The organism is Paraburkholderia tuberum STM678, assembly GCF_902833905.1.
Taxonomy (GTDB): domain Bacteria; phylum Pseudomonadota; class Gammaproteobacteria; order Burkholderiales; family Burkholderiaceae; genus Paraburkholderia; species Paraburkholderia tuberum.
On record NZ_CADFGP010000006.1, the window covers coordinates 147519 to 168638 of the forward strand.

At 64.8% G+C, this 21120-nt stretch carries 29 protein-coding genes; 22 read left to right on the top strand and 7 right to left on the bottom strand.

Going from position 1 to position 21120, the window contains the following annotated elements; all coding sequences use genetic code 11:
• Nucleotide 1: 1 nt before the first annotated feature.
• From HWY30_RS07140 to HWY30_RS07170, 7 genes are all read left to right on the top strand, one after another.
• Nucleotides 2-406 carry a hypothetical protein gene (locus tag HWY30_RS07140; RefSeq protein WP_090806965.1) on the top strand — a complete coding sequence of 135 codons (405 nt, stop codon included), beginning with the start codon at nucleotides 2-4 and terminating at the stop codon, nucleotides 404-406.
• A gap of 3 nt (nucleotides 407-409) precedes the next feature.
• Nucleotides 410-742 (top strand): hypothetical protein, encoded by a 333-nt coding sequence (locus tag HWY30_RS07145; RefSeq protein ID WP_090806963.1) that lies wholly within the window; start codon nucleotides 410-412, stop codon nucleotides 740-742.
• A 99-nt stretch (nucleotides 743-841) separates the two neighbouring features.
• Entirely contained in the window at nucleotides 842-1045 is a 204-nt protein-coding gene (locus HWY30_RS07150; protein ID WP_090806961.1) for a hypothetical protein, read from the top strand.
• Entirely contained in the window at nucleotides 1042-1497 is a 456-nt protein-coding gene (locus HWY30_RS07155; protein ID WP_090806959.1) for a glycoside hydrolase family 73 protein, read from the top strand. Before HWY30_RS07150 ends, HWY30_RS07155 begins: the two co-directional genes overlap by 4 nt.
• Nucleotides 1498-1559: 62 nt before the next feature.
• Nucleotides 1560-1832: a hypothetical protein gene (locus tag HWY30_RS07160; RefSeq protein WP_090806957.1), complete on the top strand. Its 273-nt coding sequence runs from the start codon at nucleotides 1560-1562 to the stop codon at nucleotides 1830-1832.
• A gap of 269 nt (nucleotides 1833-2101) precedes the next feature.
• On the top strand, nucleotides 2102-2446 hold the full coding sequence (locus HWY30_RS07165; RefSeq protein ID WP_090806953.1) for a hypothetical protein: 345 nt from the start codon (nucleotides 2102-2104) through the stop codon (nucleotides 2444-2446).
• 1 nt (nucleotide 2447) lies between these two features.
• Nucleotides 2448-3164, top strand: coding sequence for an alpha/beta hydrolase family protein (locus tag HWY30_RS07170; RefSeq protein WP_090806951.1), 717 nt, complete (start codon nucleotides 2448-2450; stop codon nucleotides 3162-3164).
• 54 nt (nucleotides 3165-3218) lie between these two features.
• Here HWY30_RS07170 and HWY30_RS07175 read toward each other — a convergent pair whose 3' ends face one another.
• Complete coding sequence (locus HWY30_RS07175) at nucleotides 3219-3389, bottom strand: hypothetical protein (protein ID WP_167368705.1); 171 nt, start codon at nucleotides 3387-3389, stop codon at nucleotides 3219-3221.
• A gap of 505 nt (nucleotides 3390-3894) precedes the next feature.
• Between HWY30_RS07175 and HWY30_RS07180 the strand changes: the two genes are divergently transcribed.
• The 6 genes from HWY30_RS07180 (at nucleotide 3895) to HWY30_RS07205 (ending at nucleotide 6449) form a co-directional block, all read left to right on the top strand.
• The gene (locus tag HWY30_RS07180; RefSeq protein ID WP_090806949.1) at nucleotides 3895-4263 is read left to right on the top strand and encodes a nuclear transport factor 2 family protein; all 369 of its coding nucleotides are present in this window, start codon (nucleotides 3895-3897) and stop codon (nucleotides 4261-4263) included.
• A 22-nt stretch (nucleotides 4264-4285) separates the two neighbouring features.
• Nucleotides 4286-4567, top strand: a complete 282-nt coding sequence (locus HWY30_RS07185) for a hypothetical protein (RefSeq protein WP_090806947.1) — start codon at nucleotides 4286-4288, stop codon at nucleotides 4565-4567.
• Between the two features lie 80 nt (nucleotides 4568-4647).
• Nucleotides 4648-5112, top strand: a complete 465-nt coding sequence (locus HWY30_RS07190; RefSeq protein WP_090806945.1) for an RbsD/FucU family protein — start codon at nucleotides 4648-4650, stop codon at nucleotides 5110-5112.
• Between the two features lie 36 nt (nucleotides 5113-5148).
• Nucleotides 5149-5556 carry a VOC family protein gene (locus HWY30_RS07195; RefSeq protein ID WP_090806942.1) on the top strand — a complete coding sequence of 136 codons (408 nt, stop codon included), beginning with the start codon at nucleotides 5149-5151 and terminating at the stop codon, nucleotides 5554-5556.
• Nucleotides 5557-5659: 103 nt separating this feature from the next.
• Nucleotides 5660-6094 (top strand): DoxX family protein, encoded by a 435-nt coding sequence (locus HWY30_RS07200; RefSeq protein WP_090806939.1) that lies wholly within the window; start codon nucleotides 5660-5662, stop codon nucleotides 6092-6094.
• Between the two features lie 82 nt (nucleotides 6095-6176).
• Nucleotides 6177-6449 (top strand): hypothetical protein, encoded by a 273-nt coding sequence (locus tag HWY30_RS07205; protein WP_090810195.1) that lies wholly within the window; start codon nucleotides 6177-6179, stop codon nucleotides 6447-6449.
• Between the two features lie 20 nt (nucleotides 6450-6469).
• On the opposite strand, the gene HWY30_RS07210 is transcribed toward HWY30_RS07205, so the two are convergent.
• Together HWY30_RS07210 and HWY30_RS07215 are read right to left on the bottom strand one after the other, a co-directional pair.
• The gene (locus HWY30_RS07210) at nucleotides 6470-7930 is read right to left on the bottom strand and encodes an MFS transporter (protein ID WP_090810193.1); all 1461 of its coding nucleotides are present in this window, start codon (nucleotides 7928-7930) and stop codon (nucleotides 6470-6472) included.
• A 67-nt stretch (nucleotides 7931-7997) separates the two neighbouring features.
• Entirely contained in the window at nucleotides 7998-9299 is a 1302-nt protein-coding gene (locus HWY30_RS07215) for an MFS transporter (RefSeq protein WP_176078860.1), read from the bottom strand.
• Between the two features lie 302 nt (nucleotides 9300-9601).
• Here HWY30_RS07215 and HWY30_RS07220 point away from each other — a divergent pair, with 302 nt between their 5' ends.
• The 7 genes from HWY30_RS07220 (at nucleotide 9602) to HWY30_RS07250 (ending at nucleotide 15527) form a co-directional block, all read left to right on the top strand.
• Nucleotides 9602-10309, top strand: a complete 708-nt coding sequence (locus HWY30_RS07220; RefSeq protein ID WP_090806935.1) for a response regulator transcription factor — start codon at nucleotides 9602-9604, stop codon at nucleotides 10307-10309.
• A 282-nt stretch (nucleotides 10310-10591) separates the two neighbouring features.
• A complete protein-coding gene (locus tag HWY30_RS07225; RefSeq protein ID WP_090806933.1) occupies nucleotides 10592-11548 on the top strand; it encodes a 4-hydroxyproline epimerase in 957 nt (318 codons plus the stop codon).
• Nucleotides 11545-12702 carry an NAD(P)/FAD-dependent oxidoreductase gene (locus tag HWY30_RS07230; RefSeq protein WP_090806931.1) on the top strand — a complete coding sequence of 386 codons (1158 nt, stop codon included), beginning with the start codon at nucleotides 11545-11547 and terminating at the stop codon, nucleotides 12700-12702. The genes HWY30_RS07225 and HWY30_RS07230 overlap by 4 nt, the downstream gene beginning before the upstream one ends.
• Nucleotides 12689-12964: a 2Fe-2S iron-sulfur cluster-binding protein gene (locus HWY30_RS07235; RefSeq protein WP_090806929.1), complete on the top strand. Its 276-nt coding sequence runs from the start codon at nucleotides 12689-12691 to the stop codon at nucleotides 12962-12964. The genes HWY30_RS07230 and HWY30_RS07235 overlap by 14 nt, the downstream gene beginning before the upstream one ends.
• Nucleotides 12961-14253 (top strand): FAD/NAD(P)-dependent oxidoreductase, encoded by a 1293-nt coding sequence (locus HWY30_RS07240; RefSeq protein WP_090806927.1) that lies wholly within the window; start codon nucleotides 12961-12963, stop codon nucleotides 14251-14253. The genes HWY30_RS07235 and HWY30_RS07240 overlap by 4 nt, the downstream gene beginning before the upstream one ends.
• Nucleotides 14254-14412: 159 nt before the next feature.
• A complete protein-coding gene (locus tag HWY30_RS07245) occupies nucleotides 14413-15180 on the top strand; it encodes an AraC family transcriptional regulator (protein WP_090806925.1) in 768 nt (255 codons plus the stop codon).
• A gap of 17 nt (nucleotides 15181-15197) precedes the next feature.
• Nucleotides 15198-15527 (top strand): hypothetical protein, encoded by a 330-nt coding sequence (locus HWY30_RS07250; RefSeq protein WP_090806923.1) that lies wholly within the window; start codon nucleotides 15198-15200, stop codon nucleotides 15525-15527.
• A 317-nt stretch (nucleotides 15528-15844) separates the two neighbouring features.
• Here HWY30_RS07250 and HWY30_RS07255 read toward each other — a convergent pair whose 3' ends face one another.
• The 4 genes from HWY30_RS07255 to HWY30_RS07270 all read right to left on the bottom strand — a co-directional run bounded on the left by HWY30_RS07255 (nucleotide 15845) and on the right by HWY30_RS07270 (nucleotide 19370).
• Nucleotides 15845-16324: a DUF2778 domain-containing protein gene (locus HWY30_RS07255; RefSeq protein ID WP_090806921.1), complete on the bottom strand. Its 480-nt coding sequence runs from the start codon at nucleotides 16322-16324 to the stop codon at nucleotides 15845-15847.
• A 244-nt stretch (nucleotides 16325-16568) separates the two neighbouring features.
• A complete protein-coding gene (locus tag HWY30_RS07260; RefSeq protein ID WP_090810191.1) occupies nucleotides 16569-16823 on the bottom strand; it encodes a hypothetical protein in 255 nt (84 codons plus the stop codon).
• 153 nt (nucleotides 16824-16976) lie between these two features.
• Nucleotides 16977-17309, bottom strand: coding sequence for a hypothetical protein (locus HWY30_RS07265; RefSeq protein WP_090806920.1), 333 nt, complete (start codon nucleotides 17307-17309; stop codon nucleotides 16977-16979).
• 168 nt (nucleotides 17310-17477) lie between these two features.
• Entirely contained in the window at nucleotides 17478-19370 is a 1893-nt protein-coding gene (locus HWY30_RS07270) for a bifunctional sugar phosphate isomerase/epimerase/4-hydroxyphenylpyruvate dioxygenase family protein (RefSeq protein WP_090806918.1), read from the bottom strand.
• Nucleotides 19371-19688: 318 nt separating this feature from the next.
• Between HWY30_RS07270 and aroQ the strand changes: the two genes are divergently transcribed.
• Nucleotides 19689-20144, top strand: coding sequence for a type II 3-dehydroquinate dehydratase (gene aroQ, locus HWY30_RS07275; protein WP_090806916.1), 456 nt, complete (start codon nucleotides 19689-19691; stop codon nucleotides 20142-20144).
• The gene (locus tag HWY30_RS07280) at nucleotides 20141-21091 is read left to right on the top strand and encodes a shikimate dehydrogenase (protein ID WP_090806914.1); all 951 of its coding nucleotides are present in this window, start codon (nucleotides 20141-20143) and stop codon (nucleotides 21089-21091) included. Before aroQ ends, HWY30_RS07280 begins: the two co-directional genes overlap by 4 nt.
• Nucleotides 21092-21120: the final 29 nt, after the last annotated feature.

Below are 21120 nucleotides of genomic sequence, written 5' to 3' on the forward strand. Positions count from 1 at the left end.
GATGGCGACCAGCCAGTCTTCCGTCGTCAAATCCTTTGCCGAGGTCATCGGCGCCCTGGGGCCAGCAGAATCTGCCGTCGTCAAATCCTTCGCGGAAGTGATCGGCGGCCTCGGGCCGTCCCGATCTGGCGTCGCCAAGGTGTTCGCAGAGGTCATCGCGGACAGCAACCTGCTGGCGTCGAAGTACGTGTCAGGAGTCGTGACTGTGCAGGGCGTGGCGACGGCCGGTCTGACAGTGCGGGCGTACGACCAGGTCACGGGCGCGCTGCTGGGAAGTGCGACAACAGCTTCGGATGGCAGCTACCGCATCATGTGTTACGCCAACGGCAGCGATCAGGTGTTCGTGGCGGCGTTCGATCCGTCGACCTATCAGGCGATGATCTTCGACCAGATCCAGCCGGGGTGATCCATGACCTATAGCCCACCCGCCAGTAACGCGGTCAGTTTCAATTTTGCAAGCAGTGCCAGCGCACCGGCCTCCAATGCCGTCAGCTTCGCATTCGGGCGCGCCAGCACCACGGCGGCGCTAACCGGTGCACAGGCTGCATCGCGCGCGGGCTCCGTGACGTTCATGAAGGGGCGAGTGGCGAGCCTGACTGGGGCGCACGCGACGACGAGACCTGGAGTGGTGTGGGTCGATGATGTTGTGCATCTGGTCGGCGCCAAGTGCGGGGCACGCGCCGGCGCGATTGTCCCGGTGGGGAGCATGCATCGCCGGTATGTGTTCGACGTGCCGAACTGAAGATTCGCAATACCGCAGATAGCCGCCTTAGGGCGGCTTTTTTACATCAGCAGCAAACGCCAACCGCCCTTGAGGCGGTTTTTCTTTTTCGGGGCATACATGATCAAGGACCTAATCGCCAGCGCGACGAATGCCGTATCAAGCACGACGGCGCCGATCGCTATTCCGGGCGGAGCTGCCGTCAGCATCTGGACGTGCCTCAATGGACACGATATTTCGTGGTGGGTAGGCGTGTTCACCATCGTGTTGCTCGTGCTGCAGATTCGCGACCGACTGTTTCCGAAGAGCAGGAGGCCGCAATGACGCCTGTCGACTTCATCAATGCGCTGTCGGCGCCCGCGCGTGAGCTGGCATCGACCACACGCATCCCCGCGAGCTTCACGGTTGCGCAGGCTGCGCTCGAATCCGGGTGGGCGAAATCGCAGCTTGCGACGCAGTACTTCAACCTCTTTGGCGTGAAAGCTGATGCGAGCTGGACCGGTCCCACGGTGATGTTGCCGACTACCGAATATGTCGGCGGCAAGCCGACAACAGTCACCGCAGCGTGGCGCGTGTATTCCAGTTGGCTCGCTAGCTTGCAGGACCGAGCTTCATTCCTGCAGAAGAACCCACGCTACTCGGCAGCGTTCTCGTGCCAGAGCGGCGACGCATTCGCGTGCGCGGTCGCGGCGGCGGGGTATGCAACCGACCCGAACTACGCCGCGAAAATCACTTCGATCATCAACACGCACAACCTGAGCGCGCTCGACAGTTGACGTCGGCGCGGTTGTTTTCCCAACTGGCCGCCGTGTGCGGCCGCTTTCATTTGGAGGTAGCAATGAACGTCTTCTTCTTCCTCGGCGCGGTTCTGCTCTATACCGCGTGGGGCGCGCTTGTTTTGCTCGGCAAGACCGATCCGAACGGCTATGTGGTAGCGATCGCTGCTGGTCTGACGTTCCTCGGCAAGCATGTGTCGTCAGGCCGCGGCGCAACTGACAAGTCCGTCCAACCGCCGCCGATTGGCGGCTATACGCCTACCGCTGCTGACGGTGCCACGTTGCCACCACCGCCCGCACCGACGGCAGGTGCGCCGGCGCCGACGCTGCAGTGATTCGCTCCGCTCTCGCGGCGTGCGCCTTGACGGGCTGCACGGTACTCGAGCACGTCCAGGTCGTCCCGGTAGTGAATCCCAAAACGTATGCCGTCAGTTGTTGCAAGGCATATGTCGAGTACAGCAAGACGACTCAGAGCTCCATCGAAGTTCAAAACAGTGATGCCAAAGGCGTGAGCGTAAAGCTTGGCGCCAAGTTTCGCTTCTGAATCCCCGCAAACCTCCGGACTAACCCGCCGGACCTCTCGCAAAACATCTGGAGTTTCCCCATGAAGAAGATCCTCGCCGCTTTCGCGGCTGGCCTCGTTGCGCTCGCTCTCGGCGCATGTTCGACCGCTCAACAGGCGAACGTGAACCAGACGTTGGCCAATCTGAACCAGACGAATCTGATCGCGCTGCAAACGATCAAGAGCGGCTGTTCAATCGTCGAACCTACACTCACGGCCGCAGCCGTCGCAAGCCCGCAGATCGCCAGCGCGGCGGCGGTCAATGGCGTTGTCTGCGCTACCGCAAGCGTGGCCGCTGATGCGGCTTCGGCAGTCGTCGCTGCTCAAGCGCCTGTAGCTTCGAGCTCGGCATCTGCTGCATCGGCTCCTATCGCCGCGAGCCAGTGAGATGGACTTCACGCCCATTCTAGCGGCGGCGCTTCGCTCGCAAGCGGCATACATCATGGACGTGACGCAGGCAAAGGCCGCGTTCGAAGCGCTTGGGCACACGTTCGTCGCCCAATATCAGGACGCGGACAGCCAAGCCGTTCTCTCGACCGATACGAGCGGCGCGACGTATCTCAGCATTTCGGGGACGCGATTCTCAGATCGGAAGATTGGCGATCTGTTCAATGACATCGATCTGGCGCCGGTCGACGTAGGCGGTGGCGCGAAGGTCACGCGCGGCGCGTATGAAAGCGCGAAGGAAATCTGGGATTGGGCGCTGAAGCTGGTGCCGGCCGGCGCGGTGTTCAACGTGTGCGGCCATTCGTTGGGCGGCTGGCGTACGAGCTTTACGCCGCTATTCATCCCTGATGCGCAGATCGGCACGCTGCACGCCTTCGAGCCGCCGAAGGGCGCGAACGTCGCGTACTACCAGAAGTTTGTGCGCGAGCTGGCGGGGCTCGTGATCGTCGGCAACGGGCGCGACATCTGGGTGAACTACCCGCGTCTCGGTGACTGGCTGCATCGCCCTGGCCCGATGATCTGGCTGACGTCGACGGGATTCGAGATGATCGACACGTCGAAATGGCCGGGCGGCTTCAATCCTAGTGACCACTCGATCGATCTGGTGGTTGCGCGGCTCGAAAAGTTGGCCGCTGCGCCGCTGAAGCCAGCAGCATGAAAACAGCCCGCAGCCTGCTTTTACAGGTCGTGGGCCGCGTCCTCGGTCCTCATATCACAGAAGCAAAAGAGCATGGACGACGCCCGCGGGGGGGAAGACCGCGTCGAAAGCCAAATGTCCGAACGAGCGCGTGTAAATGTCGTGTGCGAGCGCATAAAAGTAGAGGGCGACTATGCAGACCGCGAACGCGTAACTGCCGATGGTCTTCAATGTTCCGGCTTTCATCGTTTTCCCCGCGATGTGTAAATCGCGGGCTCGTCGTCGCTACCGATCGCCCGCACCCAGTGCACGCAGCCGCTTTCAGGCTGAGCTTGCACCTGTCGGCGGCCATCGCGGAGACACAGCGCATGTTGTCCGTCGGCAATTTCGCCGCCCCAATGCTCGCATCCGCGGCACGGGCGAGCGGTTCCATAGGGATTGGTTAGCCCCATCTCGATACCTGTATATCCGTACAGGTTTAGATAATACGCCAAGTCGGGAAATGCGCGTCTGGAATTGCGTTGTAAGCCTTTGATTTCATTAGGTCGCAGTTGTGCATCTCAATGGAGCCTTCGCGATCTCCTGGCACATCGTAACCGCATGAATTAATTGAGGAATCCTCTGTTTGATACTCATTACCTCTCACGTAATCGACGCAATGCACGCGAGCCGTCAATCTTCATTCCGAGCCCGCCGCATGCGATGCGTATGCCGCGCGAAGTGCTCAGTCCTGTCAATCGAGGAGTTTGAGATGAATGCGCATACCGATTTGATCGACCGTTATTTCGACACTTGGAACGAGACCGATGGCGCGCGTCGTCGCGAGTTGATCGCGGCAACGTGGAGCGCCGATGCCGACTATCGCGACCCGCTGCTGGCGGGCGCGGGCCACGATGGCATCGACGCCATGATCCGCGCGGTGCATGAGCGTTTTCCGCATCAAACGTTTCGCCGTACGACCGACGTCGACGGCTTCGCGAATCGCCTGCGCTTCTCGTGGGCACTGACGACCCCCGCGGGCGAGGCGATCGTGAAGGGCTCGGACTTCGGCGTGGTGGACGCGCATGGGCGTCTGCAAGCGGTCACCGGTTTTCTCGACGAAACCCCCGGCGCCGCCTGAGGCGTCTTTCACGGAGACGATCATGCATGAGCCCGCCGCTGCCAAGCCCGCACAAGTCCATCTCGCGTTGCTGCGCGTCGCGGCCGCGCTCGATGCGTTATCGAGCGCGATCGCCGGTTTCGCGCTGCTCGGCGGCGCGCGGGCGTTCATGTTCATCGCACTGCTCGGTTGGCGCGAGCCGGTGCTCGGCGGCGCGGGGCTCGTGCTGCTCGCTTTGGTCGGATGGCTGCGCTGGCAATGCGGTGCGAGCGCAGCGCCGCAAGACGTCCGGCGCGCTTGCTACAATCGATCGTCGTGCGGATGAAGCGTGACACGCATCGTCTTGCGCAAAGCTCACGACCTCACCCCCTCAGCATGTTCCCAACCGAACGACCTGGAGACCCCGTGCTGAAAAATCTGGACCCGCTACTGAACGCCGATATCCTGCACGCGCTGCGCTCGATGGGCCACGGCGACGAGCTCGTGATCTGCGACGCCAACTTCCCGGCCGACGCCGTCGCGCGCGATACCGTGCTCGGCAAGCCGCTGCGTCTCGACGGCGTCAGTTCGCCGCGCGCGATCCGCGCGGTGTTGTCGGTGCTGCCACTCGACACCTTTATCGAGCATCCCGCGTCGCGCATGGAAGTGGTTGGCGAGCCGCACACGATTCCCGCGGTGCAGCGCGAAGCGCAAGCCGAGGTCAACGCGGGCGAGGGGCGCGAGGTGCCCTTCGTGTCGATCGAGCGGTTCGCGTTTTACGAGCGTGCGCGCCAGGCATACTGTGTGATCGCGACGGGCGAGGAGCGCGGCTACGGCTGCTTCGTATTCACGAAGGGCGTGTTGCTCGCGCCGGACGCGCCACGCGTATAGTCGCTACCACCTTTCTCGATTCATCACGACAAACCCATGAGCTTCCAGCTAGCCAGTCTCGATCATCTCGTTCTGAACGTCGCCGACGTCGAAGTGAGCGCGGCGTGGTACGCGCGGATGCTCGGCATGCGACGCACCGAGTTCGCGTCGCGCACCGGCACGCGCGTGGCGATGAACTACGGCAATCAGAAGATCAATCTGCGTCCCGCGTCGGCCGATACCGTCGCCTGGTTCACGTCGCGCGAGGCGGTGCCGGGCACGGCGGACCTGTGCTTCGTGACCACCGCAAGCCCGGACGACGTCAAGGCGCACTGGCTTGCGCAAGGCGTCGCTATCGAGGCGGGGCCGGTGGAGCGCGACGGCGCGCGCGGCAAGATGACCTCGGTGTATTGCCGCGACCCGGACGGCAACCTGATCGAGGTCGCCACGTATCCGTCAGCTTGAGCGGGCTTGGAAATCGCGGCCATTGCTCATATGCTCAGGGGCGAGGCGGGGAACTGAGCCCGTCCATTCGGGTCTGCTGCTTATTCATTACAGGAGTCCCCCCATGTCGCGTCCCGTCGATTTCGGCATTATTTTCATCGCCCGTCTTGCGCTTTCCGTGCTGTTCCTGTGGAGCGGGGTGATGAAACTGCTGGGCTATGCGGGCTTCGTCGGCTACCTGCATTCGAAAGGTGTGCCGTTCGTGCAGATCGCCGCGCCGATCGCAACCGCGATCGAGGTGCTCGGCGGCCTGCTGCTCGTGGTCGGCTTCAAGGTACGGCCGCTCGCGCTGATCATGGCGGCGTATACGGTCGCGACGGCGGTGCTCGGCCACGACTTCTGGAATATCACCGACCCTGCGTTGCAGCACGACATGGTGATTCATTTCTGGAAGAACATCGGAATCGCGGGCGGTTTCCTGCTGCTGTTCGTTACCGGCGCGGGGCGTCTGAGCATCGACAACGCGCGCGCGCCGCGCAGCGGACTCGGCGGGCTGTAAAGCGTGAGCGCGCGCAGTCGGCGCGGCCCGCATCCTGCTACACAGCAGGATTTCCAATCCGCGCCAATCATGGGAGCAGATGATGATTCAGAACTTCGAGCAAATGATCGGCGGCAAGCTCACGCAACTGTGCGCGAGTCTCGGCGAAGGGCCGACGCCGCATCGTGTGATCATCAGCCTCGCCGAGTCGGCGAAGACCCTGGTGGTTCTGGATGCGTCCGGATTCATCGGCACGCTGAAGGCGGACATCGAGGACCCGGAAAAGCTGCTCGCGGATGCGATCGCCAAAGCGCGCAATGAAGGCCTGATCGAGCGCGCAATCGCTACCGGCACGATTCAGGAGGCGTCGCTGTAGGCGCCTGCATTACACACCGCTTACTTACTCGCGGCGCTCGCGCCGCGCGCAGACGATGCCGCCGCGTGCGGCTCCGGATGCACGAAACACGCGAGCACGAGACCCAGCACCAGCAGTCCCACCGAAATAGCCGTCGCCGCTTGCATCCCCGGCACGATCTGCGTCGCGGCCGCACCGCCCGCGAGTGCGCCGAAGGCCGCCACACCCACCGCGCCGCCGGCCTGGCGCGCCGTGTTCAATACCGCCGACGCCGTGCCCGCGCGCCGCGCTTCGGTCGATGCGAGCACCGCCGTGGTCATCGCCGGCACCGCGAGCCCCATACCCGACGGAATCAGCAAAAACGGCAGCAGCAGGCCAATCAGCGGCGTCTCGGCGTCGACGAGATGCAGCAGGCCATAGCCGAGACCGGCCGTGATCGCGCCGAGGATCATCGGCACGCGCACTCCCAGGCGGCCGATCACCCAGCCGCTCGCGACGTTCGAGATCAGGAAGCCGCCCGTCAGCGGCAGGAACGCGAGGCCCGCCTGCAACGGCGTGTAGCCGCGCACGCGCTGCAGGTAAAGGCTCAGCACGAACACCATGCCGTAATACGTCAGATTCACGCAGATGCCGAACAGCACTGCCGCGCTGAACGTGCGCGTGCCGAACAGCGACAGCGGCAGCATCGGGCGCGCGACGCGCGCTTCGACGAACACGAACGCACCCGCCGCCAGCAGCGCCAGCACGAAGCCGCCGGCAACCAGCGGATGCGCGAGCCCGAGCGGCCGCCATTCGATCACCGCGGCGACGAACGCGGTTAGCGCGACGATCGCGAGACACTGGCCGCCGAGATCGATGCCGCGTGGCGTCGCGCCGGTGTTGCCGCGAGCGGCGGCCGGCACGCCGCGTTGCGAGGTTTGCGGACGCGGAATCCACAGCAGTGTCGCGAGCAGGCCGGCCGCGCAGATTGGTAGATTGACGAGAAAGATGCTGCGCCAGCCGAACGCGGCGATCAGCAGACCGCCAGCCACCGGCCCGGCCGCGATCGAAATCGCGCCGCAGGCGGTCCACAGGCCGACCGCGCGTGCCCGCAGCTTCGGTTCGTGGCCGAACGACTGGTTGAGCAGCGCGAGCGAATTCGGCAGCATCGCGGCCGCGCCGATGCCCTGCACCGCGCGTGCGGCGATCAGCATCGGGGCGTCGAGCGCGAGCCCGCAGGCCAGCGACGCGAGCGCGAACAGCACGATTCCGCACGCATACATGCGCCGCGCGCCGAAGCGGTCGCCGAGCGCGCCGGCCGACAGCATCAGCACCGCAAACGCGAGCGTGTACGCATCGACGACCCATTGCAGGCCCGCGACGTTCGCGTGCAGGTCCGCGCCGATTCGTGGCAACGCGATGTTGACGATGGTCACGTCGAGTTGCGTGACCACGAAGCCGACGCTGACGGTCGCGAGAACGCGACCGAGGGCGGGCGAAAAGGAGGGTGTGGATGAGTTCATGACTGCATCGTAAGCCCGATGCAGCGCGCCACGTTTCGGCGTGGCGTGAAGTATGGATGTCGCCGGATCAGCGCGCCCGCGGCGCATCCTTGATGAACAGCGCGGTCAGCGCGCCCAGCACGCAGATCGCCGCGACGTACAGCGGCGCGGCCAGCGGGTTCGACTTCATCATCAGCGAAACGGCGATCGGCGTCAGACCGCCGAACACCGCATACGCGACGTTGTACGAGAACGAGATGCCCGAGAAGCGCACCACCGGCGGGAATCCGCGGACCATCACGAGCGGAATCGCGCCGATCACGCCGACGAAAAGTCCGGCCAGTGCATACAGCGGCACGAGCAGGGACGTATCGACGGCCAACTGGCGAAACATCACGTAGTACGTGATCGCAAGCGCAACACCGCCGACGAAAATCGTGCGACCCGCGCCGATGCGTCCGGCGATCGAACCCGCCACCACGCAGCCGATCGTCAGGCACAGCGTCGCGACACAGTTCGCGAGCAGCGCGGTGGCCGGTTCGATGTGAAATTGCTTTTGCAGCAGCGTCGGCGTCATCAGGATCACGACGACGATCGCCGCCGACAGCATCCAGGTGAGCAGCATCGACACGATCACCGCGCGGCCGTGATCGCGCAGCACGGCCTTCAGCGGCACTTCCGCGGCGATCGCCTTGCGTTGCTTCAGTTCGGCGAACACCGGCGTCTCGTGCAACCAGCGGCGCAGATAGACCGAGAACATACCGAACACGCCGCCGATCAGGAACGGAACACGCCACGCATATTCGGAAATATCGGCCGGCGTGAAATGGCGATTGACCGCCGACGCAATCAGCGAGCCGAGCAGAATGCCCGCCGTGAGGCCGGCCGTCAGCGTGCCGCACGCATAGCCGACGTGCCGCCCGGGCACATGCTCTGCGACGAACACCCATGCGCCCGGGACTTCGCCGCCGACCGCCGCGCCCTGCATCACGCGGAACAGCAATAGCAGCACCGGCGCGAGCACGCCGATGCTCGCGTAGGTGGGCATCAGGCCCATCAGCAGCGTCGGCACCGACATCAGCAGCACGCTCAGCGTGAACATGCGCTTGCGGCCGAACAGGTCGCCGAAGTGCGCCATGATGACGCCGCCGAGCGGCCGCGCCAGATAACCGGCCGCGAAAATGCCGAAGGTCTGCACCTGACGCAGCCAGTCCGGCATCGCCGCCGGGAAGAACAGCTGGCCGATCGCCGGCGCGAAGAAAACGAAGATGATGAAGTCGTAGAACTCGAGGGCTCCGCCGAGCGCGGCGAGACCGAGTGTCTTGTAATCGCTGTGCCCAAGCGGGCGGGGGGTGACAGCCTGCGCTCCACCCAGATTTGTCGCTTGCATTGCCATGTCTTTTGATGAATTGTGAGCCACGCGGCGGGTGATGCGTGGGCGTGGACATACGGCGGTCGTCGGGCGAGAAGTGTGGCAGGCGCTGGGTAGAGCACGGGACACGGGCGCGCCGTCCTGATAGGGCGGGCGCGCTGACGACGGAGGCCGGCGCGGATTTTACAGGATGAAAGCGGAAGTCCTGCGGAAGCGCCCAGTTGGGCGAAAAAAGCGGCGGAAAATCGGAATGCTCCGAAGGGAGGGACCGGGGTGCGGCTCGGAGAATGGTCTGCATGTCCTTGTCGAGAGTCTATCCCATGCGCATTGCAGTTCTTCAGCGTGACCCGGTCATGCGTCAGTCCATTGAATCAAGTCTGGTGAGATCCGGCCATTTCTGCGCGGCCTATGACGACGGCGTTGCGTTGTCGAGGTCGCTCGTGCGCTCCACGATGGATCTGCTGGTGCTCGACTGGCAGGATATGCGGCCCGCCGGCGCGGACCTGTTGCGCTCGGTGCGCCGCGTGGCAGGCGAGCACGTGCCGATCATGTTCGTGTCGGACGACGGCTCGGAGGAAAGCATGGTGCGCGCGCTCGCCGGCGGTGCCGACGATTACCTCGCGTTGCCGCTGCGTGACGCCGAGTTTCGCGCGCGAGTCGCGGCGCTTCTGCGGCGCGCGTATCCGGAGCGTTTCAGCGCCGCGACCTGTTTCGAGATCGGCCCCTATTGCTTCGACACGATCGGCCGGGCGGTCACGCTGCGCGGCGAGCCGGTGCCGCTGTCGCCCACCCAGTACCGGATCGCGGCGCTGTTCTTTTCCAACGTCGATCGCGTGATGTCGCGCGACCATATCTTCGCGACGGTGTGGGGCCGCGAACTGCGCGAGTTCACGCGGACCATCGACAGTCACGTGTCACGGCTGCGTCTGCTGCTCGCGATCGAGCCGCACAATGGTTTCCGGCTGCAGCCGGTATACAGAAGCGGCTACCGGTTGCTGCAGCTTCACGACCATGTGCTCAGGGAGTGAAGATTCGCAGTCGGCGCGCACGGCATGAGGTCGCCACGGCCAGGTATATGCTGAAATCCGCGTTGCAGCCCGTCGCGCTCGCCAGCGGTGTTCATTCTCCTTACGTGTCCGTATCGGTTAGCCGGGTTGCCGTGTTTGCGCCGAGGGTCGTCGACGCCGATACCGAATAGCGGGACGTTTCGCGCGCCGCGCGCGCGGCGGCTCACGCATCGCGCCGCTATGCCGAAATCGTCTCAATCCGCGCGTACGCGCACCAAGACCCGCCGGCCCGCGATTCCTACCATGGGCGACATGAAAACCCTCAACATCATCGACTCGCACACCGGCGGTGAGCCCACCCGCCTCGTGGTGTCGGGTGGCCCGGATCTGGGCAGCGGCACGCTCGCGCAACGGCTCGAGGTGTTCCGCACCCGCTTCGACGACTGGCGCGCCGGCATCGTTACCGAACCGCGGGGCTCGGACGTGGTGGTCGGCGCGTTGCTCTGCGAGCCCGACGATCCGACTTGCGCGGCCGGCGTGATCTTCTTCAACAACGTCGGCTATCTCGGCATGTGCGGGCACGGCACCATCGGGCTCGTCGTGTCGCTCGCGCACATGGGGCGGATCGGGCCGGGACGACACCGCATCGAAACGCCGGTCGGCATGGTCGAGGCGACGCTGAACGAAGACGGCGGCGTCGCGGTGCGCAACGTGCCCGCGTATCGCCACCGCAAGGCGGTGCAGGTCGACGTGCCAGGCTATGGCGCACTAACCGGGGACATCGGCTGGGGCGGCAACTGGTTTTTCCTCGTCGCCGAGCATGGGCACGAGCTCGAAGCCGCGAACATCGCGAGCCTGACGGCTTTCAGCTCGGCGATTCGCGACGCGCTGATCGCACGGAACATCACCGGCGCGAACGGCGCGCTGATCGACCATATCGAGCTGTTCGGACCGGGTTCGCGCGAGGGCCTCGACAGCCGCAGCTTCGTGCTGTGTCCCGGCAATGCGTACGACCGCTCGCCGTGCGGCACCGGCACGAGCGCGAAGGTCGCGTGTCTCGCGGCCGACGGCAAGCTTGCCGAAGGCGCGGTGTGGCGCCAGGAGAGCATCATCGGCAGCGTGTTCGAGGCGAGCTATCGCACGGCGGGCGACGGCGTCCACGTGATTCCGACCATCACCGGTCACGCGCACATCATGGCCGAAGGGTGTCTGTGTTTCGACGAGCGCGATCCGTTCGCGTGGGGTATCCGGACCGCATGAGCCCGGACGCGCTGATCATCGGAGCGGGTATCGTCGGTGCCGCGTGCGCGGCGGAACTGGCCGCGCTCGGCATGCGCGTCGACGTGCTCGATGCGCAGCGCATCGGCGGCGGCGCGACGGCGGCCGGCATGGGCCATATCGTCGTGATGAACGACTCGCCCGCCGAATTCGCACTGAGCCGCTATTCGCGCGAGCTATGGCTCGAGCTCGCGCCGCAGCTGCGCGCGCGCGACGCGTTCGCGCGCTGCGGCACGCTGTGGGTCGCAGCCGACGACGAAGAACGGCAAGCCGCCCGCGCAATGCAGGCGGCGTTTGAGAGCCAAGGCGTCGCCGCGCAATTGCTGGACTCGTCCGAACTGCGCGCCTGCGAACCGGCGCTCGCACCATCGATGGCGGGCGGCTTGCGCATCGAGCACGACAGCATCGTGTATGCGCCGACCGCCGCCGAATGGCTGCTCACGCAGTCGCCGCATGCGGCGAATATCAGCGTGCGACCTGGAGCGCCGGTCGCGTCGGTCGGTGCGGGTGGCGTGACCCTGGCGTGCGGCGAGCGCACCAGCGCGGCGCACGTGGTCGTCGCGAACGGCCTCGGGGCGGCGCAATTGTTGCCGTGGCTGCCGTTGCAGCCGAAGAAAGGCCATCTGCTGATCACCGACCGCTACCCGGGGCTGATCCGTCATCAACTGCTCGAACTTGGCTATATCAAGAGCGCGCATCACGCGACCGGCACGTCGGTCGCGTTCAACGTACAGCCGCGTCCGACCGGGCAACTGCTGATCGGCTCGTCGCGCCAGTTCGAAACAACCGATCCCGCCGTCGAGATGCCGGTGCTCGCCCGGATGCTGCAACGCGCCGCGCAGTATCTGCCGCGGTTGCCGGCGCTCAGCGGCATCCGCGCGTGGACGGGGTTTCGCGCGGCGTCGCCGGACGGCCTGCCGCTGATCGGACCGGCCGGCGAGTTCGCGCCCGACGTCGGCTCTGGCTCCGCATCCCGCCTATGGCTCGCGGTCGGCCACGAAGGGCTTGGCGTGACGACCTCGCTCGCGACCGCGAAACTACTCGCGGCGCAGATCGCGGGCCATGCCGCGCCGATTCCGTGCGAACCTTATCTACCGATGCGTTTTGCAGAGCAGGTGGCCCATGACCGACACTGACGCGGCCCGCATCCGTTTGACCGTCGACGGCCGCAGCATCGAAGTGAAACCCGGCACGACCATAGCCGCGGCGCTCGCGATCGCGGGTGTGCGCGGCTCGCGGCTGTCGGTCAAGGGCGAGCCGCGCGAAGCCTTGTGCGGGATGGGCGTGTGCCAGGAGTGCCGCGTCGCGATCGACGGTCGCGCGCACGCGCTCGCGTGCCAGACGCTATGCCGCGACGGCCAGCGCGTGCAGACACGAAACGGGACAGTACACGCATGACGCAGCACTTCGACATCGTGGTGATCGGCGGTGGTCCGGCCGGGCTCAATGCCGCGCGAGCGGCGGCGCAGGCGGGCGCGACTGTCGCGCAGATCGATGACAATCCGCGCGCCGGCGGCCAGGTCTGGCGCCAGGGGCCCGCCTATCCGCCTCAAGCAGCGTTGCAGGCGTTGCTCGCGGCGTTGCAATCGCAGCAAAACTTCACTTACTGGCCATCGACGCGCGTGATCGCGCCGCTCGGCGCGCAAGCCTTGCTGCTCGAATCCGCCGAACACGGCGGCGTGTCGATCACCTATGACAGACTGATTCTTGCGACCGGCGCGCGCGAGCGTCTTCTGCCGTTTCCCGGCTGGACCTTGCCCGGCGTGACCGGCGCGGGCGCATTGCAGGCGCTGATCAAAGGCGGCATGCCGGTGCGCGACGAACGGATCGTGATCGCCGGCAGCGGCCCGCTGCTGATGGCCGCGCTCGCCACCGCGCGAGAGGCCGGCGCGCGCGTGATCGCGGTGGTCGAGCAGGCATCGGCGGCCGAGGTCGCGCGTTTCGGCGTGTCGCTGCTGCGCGAGCCCGCGAAGCTGCGTCAGGCGATCAGCCTCACGCGCGGCTTCGTGGGACTGCGCTACTGGACCGGCAGCATCGTGAGCGAAGCCCGTGGCGCGCAGCGCGTGCAACAGGTGACGATCCGGCGCGGCGAACGCGAGGTGACGCTCGATTGCGACCGCGTCGCGTGCGGCTTCGGACTGCTGCCGAACGTCACGCTTGCCCAGGCGCTCGGCTGCGCGATCAACGACGCGGGCGAAATCGTCATCGACGACGGACAGCGCACCTCGCTCGAACGCGTTTATGCAGCGGGCGAGTGCACGGGCGTCGGCGGCGCTGAGCTCGCTGGCGCGGAAGGTGAGATCGCCGGTCTCGTGGCGAGCGGCGCGGCGAGCACGCAACGCGCCGCGCTGGCGGCGCTGGTCGCGCAACGCGCTCGCTGGCGGGGCTTTGGCGCGCGCGTCGCAGCGTCGTTCGCATTGGGCGTGGCCGCGCGCACGCCGCCCGCCGACGCGACGCTGTTGTGCCGTTGCGAGGACGTGAGCGTCGGCGAGGTGCGCCGCTGCGCCGACTGGCGTGACGCGAAACTGCAGACGCGCTGCGGTATGGGCCCTTGCCAGGGGCGCATCTGCGGGGCGGCCGCGAGCCTGTACTTCGGCTGGCCGGCCGCCGCGGCGCGTCCGCCGTTCAGTCCGGCGCAAATCGGCACGCTGATGAGCGCCGCCGAACCGCCGACTGCGGCGCCATGACGGCTCCGCGCTTACCCTCGGTAGATATTGGCGGGCGACGCGCGGCTCTATAATCGACCGCAATCAACCGCACGAGCAGGCTGCCCGGCCGCACCGGCGCAGCGATCCGCGAACGCAACCTAACGCAATCAACCAGGCACGCACCCACGGAACCGCACGATGAACACGCTGGCGCATCCGCTCGAAACTGACGATACGACGTTGTCCGGCATGCTGTCGCATTTCAGGTTGCTCGAGCCGGTATTCGATGCAATGCCGGACGTCGTGTTCTTCGTCAAGGACGCCGACGCGCGGTATGCGCTCGTCAACCGCACGCTCGCTTCGCGTTGCGGCTTCAAGGAAAAGGCCGCGCTGCTCGGCAAGACCGCGGAAGACGTGTTTCCGCGCCGCTTCGGGCGCATCTATACCGCGCAGGACAAGGCGATCATCGGCGTGGGCAACCAGATGCTCGATCAGCTCGAACTGCATCTGTATCCGGGCCGTCAACCGGGCTGGTGCCTGACCTGCAAACAACCGTTGCGCGATGCGACGGGCAAGGTGGTCGGCCTCGCCGGCATCTCCCGCGATCTGAAAGCCGACGAAAGCAGCCATCCGGCCTACAGCCGGCTTGCCGCCGTCGTGCAGTCGATCCAGCAGAATTACGTGCAGCCGCTGAACCTGAAGCAGCTTGCGGCGATGGCGGACATGTCGGTCGCGCAGCTTGAGCGCTACTTTCACAAGGTGTTTCATCTGACGCCGCGCCAGGTGCTCCTGAAAACGCGACTCGACGCGGCGACCGCGCTGCTGGTGTCGCACGACAAGGTCACCGACGTCGCCGCGCGTTGCGGCTACACCGATCACAGCGCGTTCACACGGCAATTCAAGGCGACCGTCGGCGTCACACCGACCGAATACCGGATGTTGCTGCACGGTACGCTGCGCGGCTGAACGGCGTCGGGCGTGTCATGGCGGGTCGCGCGCATCACTACTATGTGTACGTCGTCGCGCTCGACGACAAGGTGTGGAACGAGGCGCGCTTTCGTCGCGCGAATCCTGGTTACCGTTTCGACAGGCCGTGCGTGTACGTCGGCATGACGGGGCTCGACCCGGACTTGCGCTTCGATCGGCACAAGGCGGGCATTCAGGCGAATCGCTTTGTGCGCGACTACGGCCTGCGTCTGATGCCCGAACTGTACGACGTGTTCAACCCGATGCCTTGCCGCGGCGCGCAGGATATGGAAGTGGAATTGGCGATCGGGCTGCGCGAGGCGGGGTATGGCGTATGGCAGGCTTGAAAGGCTTGACGCGGCCGAATTCCATTGTGACGAGCGTGCTCAATGTGCTCGCCGCCATGCGATGACGCTTGCCGGCACTACGATTGCGATGGCGACGATATATCCCGAAACGATCAGCACAAAGTTGCCCCAAGCCTCGACATCGTAGGCGTCGGGCTCCCAATTGGGATATAGGCAACGCAGTAGCCATCGAACGGAACCGGCGAGCCATAACGGTATCTGGAACGATAGTTGTTGCGTGCCCCATGCGAGTGCAGTGCCTAATGCGACCCATATCCCAAGTGCACTGATGCACCATCGAAGCAATCGGGCGTCTCTCATCGCACTTCTACTCGCCCGTAAGCTCGTATGTTAGTTCCTGGTATTGGCAGCGTTGGCGAAGTCCGACGGATATAGCGCTGCAGCCGCTCAAAGCCAGCCAGATCTTTTACGGTAATGCAACCTTGGCTTAGATGCCTCGACCCTTCGGGATGAAGGCGGAATTGACCCCGCCGGATGCCTTGAATCATCGTCACGTCGCCGCCGTGAGGATTCCACAGCGTGAACCATTTGTGCCGATCACTACTTCCGAAGTGTTCACCGATAAAGTCCCTTAGTCCCCCGATGCGTCCGCCGGATTGGCGGTCAATCAGGTAGTACCTGCCGGGAGGTATCGGGCCGACATCCACATCCGCGACATTGTCGGGATTGTCCCTGCCGGCTCTCTGACCTGAATAGGCCTCGACCGCGCCAAAGCCTGAACAGACGAATCGTGAAGTTTCTTTCCGATTGAGCTCGAAGATACAGCTTACAGTCATTGGTTTTTGCTCCAGAATTCCCTGAGGTGGCGGAGCAATGACTATTGCGTGTACGTCGGTGCCAGACAATCGGAGCGTTCTTAAAGATGCCTCGCATGTCTACGAAACTGATGCAGAAGCGCGGCGGTCTGATCTATCGCCAAAAACGTAGGCCACGCTCAATGGCTGTGCCTGAATAGAAAAAAGCCGCGTCAACGCAAAGCGCTGACGCGGCCTCGGATGACCGGGTCGCGAGCCGATCTGCTTACTTCACCCCAAGCCCTCGCAACACCGCATTACCCTCGGACGTCAGACGGATATGCGGCGTGCCCGCATCGTTCGAAACGGTCTCGACGAGACCTGCTTCGTAAAGCTGCGGAATTTCGGGTTTTGCGGATGCATCGATCGGCGCGTGCAGCAGCAGCAGCAGCGTCGCGAGCTCGTGATGGCTCAACAGACGGCGCAGGATAGTAGGCCGTTTGGCCGGTGTTTCGTTGGTGTTGATTTCGGGCTGATTCATGGAGCGCACCTCGTGCGGGGACATGTCCGGGGATCTTGCGGACGAAGTCTTAAACGATTCTTAAGACTCCATTGTCCTGTAACACCGTGACATGAACGTTGCAATGGATCAGATTCCGGCGCCTGCAACTTCGCCTTTATGCGCCACAAAGCCTTACGGCGCGCAGGTTTTGCTTGCCGATTCGATCCACAGGTTGCTTACATGACGCTTGCCCGCATAGAAACGGTAAGTTGTCGCGCCGTTGTCGCTGCGTACCTTGACGACGTTCGAGTCGCCGAAGTCGAGCATCTGACCCTGCGGGATCCCGGTCGACTTGAACGCGGCGTTGTGATGATTGGCCATCTGCGTCAGACAGGCGACCACGTCATCGACGGAACGCTGTGTCGTCGTGTCCGTGACGGGTTCGCCGGAATCCGGGTCTTTCTGGAAATACGCGCAAGCGCTGAGCAGTAGCGAAAGGGACAGGACTGCAGCGAACTTCTTCATATCTCTCCTGGCGTTGATTCGGGGATTCGGCTGAGCAGGCGCCATTATATCGAGACGGCGAGCCTGTCCCGATCGGGGACGCAGGTCGCCTGCCTGAAAAGACGAAATCCGTATCGACGCGGCGACTTCCAATGACGAAGCCGCCGTCGTGCCTCCGGTGTCCGCCCGTTACTTGCGGCGCTGCGCCTGCGCCGCGAGCCGCACCGCCGCATTGGCCGCGCCGTAGCCGTCATAGCCGCCGCGCCGCTCGACGATCTCGAGGAAGAAGCGCTGGTCGAGTTGCTCCGTATAAGCGTGGAAAAACTCGCCGCCGCGTTCGTCGCGGTCGTACAGGATATTGTTCGCGCGCATCGCTTCGAGCAGCGTGTCGGACAGCGCGTAGCGGGCCGCGAGGTCGTCGTAGTAATTGCGCGGAATGCGCAGGATCGGCACGCCGTCGGCGACGAACTCGGGGAGAGCGCTGAAGATGTCGCCGGTGCTGAACGCGACGTGGTTCAGTCCGGAGCCGTGATACGTGTGCAGCGCCTCGGCCACCGCCGTATGGCGATCCACCGATGCATTCAGCGCGATCCGCACCGAGCCGTCGGGGCTGCGCAGCGCGCGGCTGCGCACGAGGCCGTACGGATCGGGAACGAGCACCCCCGGCTCGGCCAGGAAGCCGAACGCGGTGCGCAGAAACAGCACCCACGTATCGAGCGCACTCGCCGGCACCGACAGACACACGTGATCGATGCGCTCGAGCGGTCCCACCTCGGTCGGGCCGTTGACGTCGGTCAGCACGAAATCGGCCTCGAACAGCGTGGGCTGATCGGGCGTTTCGTCGACGAAATAGTTGAGACTGCCATCCGGCGCCTGCACGGCCGGCAGCACGCGCTCGTTCGGCCCGATCTGGCCGGAGAACGGCGCGTAGCCAAAGCCGGCCGCGCGCTCGAATGCGTGGCTCGCGTCATCGACACGAAACGCCGATGCGCACAGCGACAAACCATGCTGCTGAAAAAACGCGTTTGCGAACGAGTCGGGCTCGGCGTTTAGCACGATCGAGGCCGCGCCGTGCTGATACAGCGTTACGTCCTTCGAGCGATGCTGGCCGGCCTGGCGAAAGCGCAGCTTGCCGAGCCAGTCGGCTAGCTGCGTGCGCGTGGTGTGATCGACCGCGAATTCGAGGAACTGATAGCCGACGTGCGCGGGAGCGGCGGGCGAGCGGTACAGGCCGCCTGTCGTTTTGCGCGGCTGCTGTTGCTCTTCGAGCAACGCGCGAGTTTGCTCTTCGAGGAACAACAACGAGCGATGGCCATCGGCGGCCGTGATCGTGGTGGGGGCGGCGCGAAAGCCGTCGTTGAAGATTTCCAGCGAAAGCGGGCCCTTGTAGCCAGCTTTGACGACCTGCGCGGTGAAGTTCGCGAGATCGAAGTCGCCCTGGCCGGGGAAGCAGCGGTAGTGGCGGCTCCATTCGAGCACGTCCATCGCAAGCTTCGGCGCGTCCGCGATCTGCACGAACGCGATGCGCTCGCCAGGAATGTCGGCGATCGCGTCGGGCGTGTCGTTCAGCGACAGCGTATGAAAGCTGTCGAGCACGAGCCCGAGATTCGGATGATTCACGGCGTCGACAAGCTTCCACGCGTGGCGATAGGTCTTTACGTGCCTGCCCCAGGCGAGCGCTTCGTAACCGGCGAGCACGCCAGCCGCTTCGGCCGCGCGGGCGAGCGCGCCCAACTGGTCGATCATCAGCGAGTCGTCGCAGATCGTGTCCGGCGACACGTTGCTGCACACGAGGATGCGGTCCGTGCCTAGCTCGTGCATTACGTCGAACTTGCGCTTCGCGCGGTCGAGATTACGCTCGAGCCGTTCGGGACTGACGCCGTCGAAATCGCGAAACGGCTGGAACAGCATGATCTTCAGGCCGAGGTCGTCGGCGATGCGGCGCACGTCGGCGGGCGAGCCGTCGAAATACAGCAGGTCGTTCTCGAAGATTTCGACACCTTCGAAACCCGCCGCGCGGATCGCGCTCAGCTTCTCGACGAGGGTGCCGCTAATCGACACGGTGGCAATCGAACGTTGCATGAACGGCTCCTGCAAAAACGGACAAACGAGGGGGAACTCAGAGAAAAACCGCGGCGGCGCGCCTGGTGGCGCGGCCTGCCGGGCTTGCTGCAATGCGCAAAAATGAGCTAGTTCGTTACGTACTGAAGCAAGACGCAGGCCAGAATACCCCACACTACCCGGGAGTTTCGATAGTCTATACAAACTAACTAGATGGTACAAATTCGTAGAAACCCCGAATGACGACGACGGCCGATGCGCGCACACTTCGCCATGCGTCGAAGAACCGCCGCGGGTGCCGCGGTTCGAGTCGCGCCTTATTTTGCGGGAGTCGTTGTCATGAGCTTTGCCTCCGTACTGGTCCTGAACGGACCGAACCTCAATCTGCTCGGCACGCGCGAGCCGGCCATCTATGGCGCGCAAACGCTCGACGACGTCGCGACGCTGTGCCGCGACGCGGGCGAGCGCCTCGACCTCGCGATCGACTTCTGCCAGTCGAACGCCGAGCATCAGCTGATCGACTGGCTGCACGCGGCGCGCACCAAGGTCGACGGCGTCGTGATCAATCCGGCCGCTTACACCCATACGTCGGTCGCGATCGCCGACGCATTGAGCGCGATCGAAAAGCCCGTCATCGAGGTGCATATCTCGAACGTGCATCGGCGCGAAGCGTTCCGGCATCACTCGTACGTGTCGGCGGTGGCGGACGCGATCATCGTCGGCTGTGGCACGCAGGGCTATGTGCTCGCGCTGGAACGGATGGCGACGATTCTTAAGAATAGGGCGGCGAAATGAACACTCAAGCGAACACTCAAGCGAACACTCGGGAAAATTCCCGGACCGACGCGCAGATCGCCGCGTTGGCCAATGCGCAGGCGAGCTTGCGGGCCACTCCCCACTCCTTTCTGGTCGGCCTGATCGGCTCGGGCATCAGCGGTTCGCTCACGCCCGCGATGCACGAGGAAGAGGGCAGCAAGCTCGGACTGCACTATGTCTATCGACGCATCGATCTCGATGCGCAGAAGCTCGACACCGCCGCGCTGCCGGAGCTGCTGACGGCGGCCGAACGGATGGGTTACAACGGCCTGAACATCACGTATCCGTGCAAGCAGGCGGTGATTCCGCTGCTCGACGAACTGTCCGACGACGCCCGCGCGCTCGGCGCGGTCAACACCGTGCTGTTCAAGGACGGCAAGCGCATCGGTCACAACACCGACTGGTCCGGCTTCGCGCGCGCGTTCCAGCGCGGCCTGCCGGACGTGTCGCTGGAACGCGTCGTGCAGCTTGGCGCCGGCGGCGCCGGCGCGGCGGTCGCGCATGCGGCGCTGAACATGGGCGCGCAGTCGCTGACGCTGTTCGACGTCGATGCCGCCCGCGTGCAGTCGCTCGCCGACGAGTTGCAGGCGCGTTTCCCGAAAGCCAAGGTCAGCGCGGGCACGTCGCTCGAAGATTCGCTCGGCGCCGCGCAAGGCCTGATTCACGCTACCCCGACCGGTATGGCTAAAATGCCGGGCCTGCCGCTGCCGGCCGAATTGCTGCACCGCGACCTGTGGGTCGCCGACATCGTCTATTTCCCGATTCGCACCGCGCTGCTGCAGGCGGCCGAGGCGCTTGGCTGCCGCACGCTGAGTGGCGGCGGCATGGCGGTCTACCAGGCGGTCGACGCCATGCGTATTTTCACGGGCCTCGAGCCGGACGCCGAGCGCGTCTACACCCACTTTCAATCGTTGTTGCAACGCTAACCGGCCGCGTAGAGACCGGCACCCAAGCT

What these genes read in the sequence shown, in the direction of transcription:
- HWY30_RS07140 (WP_090806965.1), top strand. Translation starts at nt 2, where the DNA reads ATGGCGACCAGCCAGTCTTCCGTCGTCAAATCCTTTGCCGAGGTCATC.
- HWY30_RS07145 (WP_090806963.1), top strand. Translation starts at nt 410, where the DNA reads ATGACCTATAGCCCACCCGCCAGTAACGCGGTCAGTTTCAATTTTGCA.
- HWY30_RS07150 (WP_090806961.1), top strand. Translation starts at nt 842, where the DNA reads ATGATCAAGGACCTAATCGCCAGCGCGACGAATGCCGTATCAAGCACG.
- HWY30_RS07155 (WP_090806959.1), top strand. Translation starts at nt 1,042, where the DNA reads ATGACGCCTGTCGACTTCATCAATGCGCTGTCGGCGCCCGCGCGTGAG.
- HWY30_RS07160 (WP_090806957.1), top strand. Translation starts at nt 1,560, where the DNA reads ATGAACGTCTTCTTCTTCCTCGGCGCGGTTCTGCTCTATACCGCGTGG.
- HWY30_RS07165 (WP_090806953.1), top strand. Translation starts at nt 2,102, where the DNA reads ATGAAGAAGATCCTCGCCGCTTTCGCGGCTGGCCTCGTTGCGCTCGCT.
- HWY30_RS07170 (WP_090806951.1), top strand. Translation starts at nt 2,448, where the DNA reads ATGGACTTCACGCCCATTCTAGCGGCGGCGCTTCGCTCGCAAGCGGCA.
- HWY30_RS07175 (WP_167368705.1), bottom strand. Translation starts at nt 3,389, where the DNA reads ATGAAAGCCGGAACATTGAAGACCATCGGCAGTTACGCGTTCGCGGTC.
- HWY30_RS07180 (WP_090806949.1), top strand. Translation starts at nt 3,895, where the DNA reads ATGAATGCGCATACCGATTTGATCGACCGTTATTTCGACACTTGGAAC.
- HWY30_RS07185 (WP_090806947.1), top strand. Translation starts at nt 4,286, where the DNA reads ATGCATGAGCCCGCCGCTGCCAAGCCCGCACAAGTCCATCTCGCGTTG.
- HWY30_RS07195 (WP_090806942.1), top strand. Translation starts at nt 5,149, where the DNA reads ATGAGCTTCCAGCTAGCCAGTCTCGATCATCTCGTTCTGAACGTCGCC.
- HWY30_RS07200 (WP_090806939.1), top strand. Translation starts at nt 5,660, where the DNA reads ATGTCGCGTCCCGTCGATTTCGGCATTATTTTCATCGCCCGTCTTGCG.
- HWY30_RS07205 (WP_090810195.1), top strand. Translation starts at nt 6,177, where the DNA reads ATGATTCAGAACTTCGAGCAAATGATCGGCGGCAAGCTCACGCAACTG.
- HWY30_RS07210 (WP_090810193.1), bottom strand. Translation starts at nt 7,930, where the DNA reads ATGAACTCATCCACACCCTCCTTTTCGCCCGCCCTCGGTCGCGTTCTC.
- HWY30_RS07215 (WP_176078860.1), bottom strand. Translation starts at nt 9,299, where the DNA reads ATGCAAGCGACAAATCTGGGTGGAGCGCAGGCTGTCACCCCCCGCCCG.
- HWY30_RS07220 (WP_090806935.1), top strand. Translation starts at nt 9,602, where the DNA reads ATGCGCATTGCAGTTCTTCAGCGTGACCCGGTCATGCGTCAGTCCATT.
- HWY30_RS07225 (WP_090806933.1), top strand. Translation starts at nt 10,592, where the DNA reads ATGGGCGACATGAAAACCCTCAACATCATCGACTCGCACACCGGCGGT.
- HWY30_RS07230 (WP_090806931.1), top strand. Translation starts at nt 11,545, where the DNA reads ATGAGCCCGGACGCGCTGATCATCGGAGCGGGTATCGTCGGTGCCGCG.
- HWY30_RS07235 (WP_090806929.1), top strand. Translation starts at nt 12,689, where the DNA reads ATGACCGACACTGACGCGGCCCGCATCCGTTTGACCGTCGACGGCCGC.
- HWY30_RS07240 (WP_090806927.1), top strand. Translation starts at nt 12,961, where the DNA reads ATGACGCAGCACTTCGACATCGTGGTGATCGGCGGTGGTCCGGCCGGG.
- HWY30_RS07245 (WP_090806925.1), top strand. Translation starts at nt 14,413, where the DNA reads ATGAACACGCTGGCGCATCCGCTCGAAACTGACGATACGACGTTGTCC.
- HWY30_RS07250 (WP_090806923.1), top strand. Translation starts at nt 15,198, where the DNA reads ATGGCGGGTCGCGCGCATCACTACTATGTGTACGTCGTCGCGCTCGAC.
- HWY30_RS07255 (WP_090806921.1), bottom strand. Translation starts at nt 16,324, where the DNA reads ATGACTGTAAGCTGTATCTTCGAGCTCAATCGGAAAGAAACTTCACGA.
- HWY30_RS07260 (WP_090810191.1), bottom strand. Translation starts at nt 16,823, where the DNA reads ATGAATCAGCCCGAAATCAACACCAACGAAACACCGGCCAAACGGCCT.
- HWY30_RS07265 (WP_090806920.1), bottom strand. Translation starts at nt 17,309, where the DNA reads ATGAAGAAGTTCGCTGCAGTCCTGTCCCTTTCGCTACTGCTCAGCGCT.
- HWY30_RS07270 (WP_090806918.1), bottom strand. Translation starts at nt 19,370, where the DNA reads ATGCAACGTTCGATTGCCACCGTGTCGATTAGCGGCACCCTCGTCGAG.
- aroQ (WP_090806916.1), top strand. Translation starts at nt 19,689, where the DNA reads ATGAGCTTTGCCTCCGTACTGGTCCTGAACGGACCGAACCTCAATCTG.
- HWY30_RS07280 (WP_090806914.1), top strand. Translation starts at nt 20,141, where the DNA reads ATGAACACTCAAGCGAACACTCAAGCGAACACTCGGGAAAATTCCCGG.